This is a genomic window from Lysinibacillus sp. NPDC047702 (genome assembly GCF_050272555.1).
GTDB lineage: Bacteria > Bacillota > Bacilli > Bacillales_A > Planococcaceae > Lysinibacillus.
The window spans coordinates 1-5,193 of record NZ_JBNNMG010000119.1 but is presented as its reverse complement, the minus strand read 5'-3'; the positions used below and the strand labels follow the sequence as shown (position 1 = coordinate 5,193).

Genomic DNA, 5,193 nt, shown 5'->3' with positions numbered 1-5,193 from the left:
GCAGGAAGCGGCTCGTCGCTCGCCCACAGGAAAGCGAGTAGCCTGGAACGGAGATCACCTTCATTTGACTTAGGAGTGTTCACAAAGAGTCCCTTGACCATTTAGTATTTCAACAACATGAACAGGAGGATCTGTACTTTACAGATTCTCCTGTTGCCTATTATTGTAGGAAATATGTTAATTTGTTAATGGAATAAATGTGCAACTCATGCATAGCTCTCGTACAGGCTGTATAAAAATAGTTACGTTCGTTTTCTCTCGAGTAATTAGCAGCAGATGCATTATAGATAAGAACTGCATCGAATTCGATACCTTTTGCCATATAGGCTGGCAGTAATAATATACCTTTTTTAAATTGCTTGGTATTGTGGTTAATCAGTTGAATATCTACTTGATTGCTTAATTGCTCATAAACAGCAGAGCATTCAGCTGCAGTTTTACAAATAACAGCAATGGTTTCAAATTTGGTAGATAGATTGTTGATGTTTTGGATAATTTGTTCAGTTAAATCCAATTCATTCGGTACAATAGTAATCGATGGCTCTGGACCATTTCGGTTAAATGCCTCTACTTCACTACCATCATTTAAAATATTGGCAGTGAGTTGGATGATTTGCTTTGTGGAACGATAGCTTTTCGTTAAAATCATTTTTTCTGCCTGCTCGCCATATAATTGAGGATCAAGCAGTGAAGGATTATCAAAGGTATGCGGATGAATCGTTTGATGTCCATCTCCTAAAATTGTCATACGTGCTTTTGGGAATAGCTGCTGTAAAACAATTAATTGGAATGGCGAATAATCTTGTGCTTCGTCAATCAAAACATGACGGATCATCATATTTGTTTGTTGTCCTTCAATTTTGTCCTGTAAATATAAAAATGGTGCTGCATCCTCATAGGCAATGAGACGTTTTGCTAAATTAGGGAGTGTTTGCTGGCAAATATCCTCCCAATTGTCTGGCATAAGGTGCTGTAATTCTTTATGAATGGGACTATTCAGATCAAAAAGTTGGCGATACGTACCTAATATCTGAACAAACTTTAACTGATGAACGGAGTTGCGTAATGGTTTAAAGTGTTTTTTTACAATTTGTCTCGCTAACTTTCTGCGTTCTTGATCAAAATCATCGAAAGAGTTTTCTGTATAGCGTCCTTCATATAAAAGTTCCTTGTAGGATTTGGAGTAGTCCTCCTTGTCTAATAGCTCTGCCTCTTCTTCCACCCATTCCTTTCTACGTTCATCCCTTTCAAATTTCGTTAGTTGCTGCAATAACCATTCTTTCACTAATTGCAGGCGATCAGGTATCGACATTGAGAAAGGGAAAGAATAGAAGTATTCCGTAATTGCTTGGGCAGTAATAATTCGTTCTCCACGAAAAACAATATTTTTAAATAGTAAGCCTTTTTTTGATAAATAGCTTACATATTGATCCATTAATAGTTTGTAAGCAAGGCTCGCTTTAAAAGAAATAATACTTAATTTTGTTTGATAATGAGCGTCATTCTTTTCTGTTAAAAGATCTTCAAGTTGCTCATAAGGATATTCTAATTGGAACTGTCGACCTAAACGTTTTTCAGCATACTCAATAAACGTCAATTGCTGCATATTGTCTTCACCTAAATCAGGTAAGACCGTATGGATATATTGATTAAAAAGTTGATTAGGTGTGATCAGTAAAATTTGATCGGCCGTCATTTCATTGCGATAACGATACAATAGATAGGCTACCCGCTGAAGAGCAACAGCTGTTTTGCCACTACCCGCAACACCTTCTACGATGAGATATCGTGAGTGAACATGGCGAATAATCTTATTTTGTTCAGCTTGAATCGTTGCGACAATACTACGAATATGCTCGTTTGCATTTTGTGCAAGGATATCAATCAATAAGTCATCACCAATGGTAAGGCCGGTATTAAACATCGATTGTAGCTGACCATTTTTAATAATAAATTGTCGTTTTAGTAGCATCTCACCGCTGATTTCTTCTGTTGTTGTGTCGTAGGAGGCTTCACCTGGTGTGTAATCATAGTACATACTCGATATAGGTGCACGCCAATCATAAATGACTATATTTTCATCCTGTTCGTCCAATAATGTGGCAACACCTATATAAATTTTTAAAGGATCTTGATGCCCATTTTGTAAAAAATCAATACGAGCAAAATAGGGTGACTGTTGTAAACGTTCATAAACCTTTACATTCCGAATTGCACGCTGCTGTGCAAGTTCTGAGTCAGATAGAAGCTCTACCTGTTGCTTAATCGCAAAAAAGGTTTCGTCAACATCCTCAGCAGTATCTAAATTAACTCTGACGTCGTTCCAAAAAGTTTTCTTCAGGGCGACAGCATTTTCTTTGAATCCTTTTTCTTTAAGCAGTAATTCGTTTTTTTTGTAATCAATGAGGTCTAAACTATGCTCAAGGTGATGTTTTTCTTCTAGCCATTCATTTTGATTTTCCAACGTTTACTCACATTCCTCTCCATATTTTTCTCTTCCTGCGGCAGTGACCCTCACCTATAAAGATGGTGAGAAGAAGGTAATTGTGATTCTTTATTAAATGGTTGTTCAAACACCTTTTTAAGTATATAAACTCATTTATCCCAAGGGAAAAAGTAGGGTGATTGAATCAGGAAATTTATCATACATCTACTTCGCAAAGAAGTATAGTCTAGTAATTTTTGTAAATTTATGATACAATAACTGTGTAAGGTAATAAGATATTGATATACATAGACTGCTCTACAAAAAGTGGAGCAGTCTTTTTTATGTAATATCCCCACAAAATATGACTGATTACAATCAATTATTGTTAAATTTAATAGTGTCTATACCTAAAGAATACGGCACAAAACACGATATAGAAATTTGAAGGGAGGCGAAAAGGATGAAGGTAATCTTTACAGTGGGGTTGCCTGGGAGTGGAAAAAGTACATTTGTGAAACAGCTAGCAATAAGCGAAAATGCAATTATTCTTTCAAGTGACGCTATACGGCAGGAATTGTTTGGTGATGCAACCAAGCAAAAATCACGTGTAGTCTTTCGCACATTATATGAGCGTCTTAATGATTTTGTGGCAAAAGGTTTTTCTGTCATAGTAGATGCCACAAATATTGAAAGAGAGCGCAGGATGTTTGCACTACGCAAAATACCAAGTGCAGTTCAGAAGGAATGCTATTACTTTGATACACCTTATTCAAGTTGTGTAGCAAGAAACCAACAACGGAAGCGGCACGTACCATTGATGGTGATGGAAAAAATGAGAAAGCATTTAGAATTCCCAACAGTAGGAGAAGGATTTGATGTAGTGCATATTGTACATGAATCAAGTCCATATGACATTTCTCGACAACAATTTATTTCACTTATTCAAAGCCAACCCACTTATGAAGAGCTTTTTCAAACACTTCGATCAGTTCCACTTTTTAAAGAAATTTATCAATTCAATCAAGAAAACCCATTCCATCAATTTTTATTATGTCAGCATACGTATTTCGTGTTTGCGTATATCAATGAATACTATATGGAGAGCGACAAATTGGCATTACAAATAGCTGCATTGTTTCATGATGTCGGCAAGCCATTTTGTAAAAAATATAAACCATTGCAACAACGTTATGGCTATTATGGGCATGAAAATGTATCTGCCCAAATGGTTTGTCATTTTTTATTGGAGTTGGGGTTTGAAGAGGATTTCGTTTTAAAGGTTGTACATTTAGTGCAGTTCCATATGTTAATACAGTATGGGGGAGATAGAGGTGGAAGCCAAATTTATCATTTATTAGATGGCGATTTATTAACAAGGCTTTATTTTTTCCGTGAGGCAGATCAATTTGCCAAATAAACAATAGAGAAAGGAAGTGGAGATATGACGAAATTAAAGAAATATCCAAGAAGCTTTCATTTACCTTGGAGTAGAAGCTATACCCATGATGATAAGGTTGCTAAAAACGTGAATCATTTTATAGGAAAAGAAGTGGTTGTCACTGAAAAATTAGATGGGGAAGGCACAACTCTATACAGAGATTATATGCATGCTAGAAGTATCAATTCAGCCAACCATCCCTCTAGACATTGGGTAAAAACATTCCACGCGAGTTTTGCATATCGGATTCCAAAAGATTGGCGTCTATGTGGAGAAAATGTTTACGCCAAGCATTCCATTTATTATAAAGCGTTAACAAGCTACTTTTATTTATTTAGTATTTGGAATGAAGAGAATATTTGTTTGAGCTGGGATGAGACGGTTGCCTTTGCCGCTGAGTTAGGTATTGAAACCGCACCTGTTTTATATCGAGGGATTTTCGATGAAGAAAAAATAAAACGTACATTTACTGGTATATCACTGTTTGATGGTGAACAAGAGGGGTATGTTATTAGAAATACTGGTTCATTTCATTACGATGATTTTCAATATAATTTAGGGAAATTTGTCAGACTGCATCATGTTCAAACAAGTGAGCATTGGTTACAAGAAGAAGTCATTCCTAATCGTTTAAAATAAACCTGATTTAACTGTGATTTCTAATTATTAAAAAAGGACTGAGAAAAATGTAATACTACATCAATCTATCAATCAAAAATTATATATTATGAGGAAGTGTGCAAGGGTTGCATATCCCTATAGAAAAGGGTTTACAGGTTCGATTCCTGTCATCCTCACTTAAATGTAAATAAAAAATGAACTCTCTTTAGCAAACGAGAGTTCATTTTTCATGTTGTTGAAATACTATTAAGTCAATGAAATCAAGGTGACAAATTAAAAAGTATAGCCCTTTTTCAAAACGAGGGGTTGATCTCCGTTCCGACTGAGTGCTTTGTTGCTGTCGCTTCGCTTTCGCACAGAGCAAAGCTTCCTGGGGGCGTCCGATGAGCCGCTTAGGGCAACAGGAGGTTGGTCACGAAGGCGTTGTCACAGGACGTGACGGTTTTAGCCTTCGTTCCCCTAATTTGCTCGCTCCAGGGTCTCATCTGTGACGCTGAATCCCCGAGGAGTCACTCAGTCTACACTCTAATCAACCGTTGCTCATCGTATTTTCTTCTGGCAATTCACACAAATTTAAAGAATAAATTGAAGTCTTAGCCATCACTTTATTATGCAAAAATGGAGCTTTGATAACATTTTTCTATGCGAAAACAGAGGAGTACTTTATGTAAAGTGACAAAGTAGTTTTACGCATAAAATGTAGGTT

3 protein-coding genes and 1 tRNA gene are annotated in these 5,193 nt (G+C 36.3%); 3 read left to right on the top strand and 1 reads right to left on the bottom strand.

Annotated elements, in window-relative coordinates; translation table 11 throughout:
- Positions 1-160: 160 nt before the first annotated feature.
- A complete protein-coding gene (gene helD, locus ACQKIM_RS27630; protein WP_427550116.1) occupies positions 161-2,464 on the bottom strand; it encodes an RNA polymerase recycling motor HelD in 2,304 nt (767 codons plus the stop codon).
- A gap of 424 nt (positions 2,465-2,888) precedes the next feature.
- On the opposite strand from helD, the gene ACQKIM_RS27625 reads away from it, so the two are divergent.
- The 3 genes from ACQKIM_RS27625 (at position 2,889) to ACQKIM_RS27615 (ending at position 4,663) form a co-directional block, all read left to right on the top strand.
- The gene (locus ACQKIM_RS27625; protein ID WP_427550114.1) at positions 2,889-3,845 is read left to right on the top strand and encodes an AAA family ATPase; all 957 of its coding nucleotides are present in this window, start codon (positions 2,889-2,891) and stop codon (positions 3,843-3,845) included.
- Between the two features lie 24 nt (positions 3,846-3,869).
- On the top strand, positions 3,870-4,505 hold the full coding sequence (locus ACQKIM_RS27620) for an RNA ligase family protein (RefSeq protein WP_427550111.1): 636 nt from the start codon (positions 3,870-3,872) through the stop codon (positions 4,503-4,505).
- A 90-nt stretch (positions 4,506-4,595) separates the two neighbouring features.
- Positions 4,596-4,663, top strand: a tRNA-Ser gene (locus ACQKIM_RS27615).
- Positions 4,664-5,193: the final 530 nt, after the last annotated feature.

What these genes read in the sequence shown, in the direction of transcription:
- ACQKIM_RS27625 (WP_427550114.1), top strand. Translation starts at nt 2,889, where the DNA reads ATGAAGGTAATCTTTACAGTGGGGTTGCCTGGGAGTGGAAAAAGTACA.
- ACQKIM_RS27620 (WP_427550111.1), top strand. Translation starts at nt 3,870, where the DNA reads ATGACGAAATTAAAGAAATATCCAAGAAGCTTTCATTTACCTTGGAGT.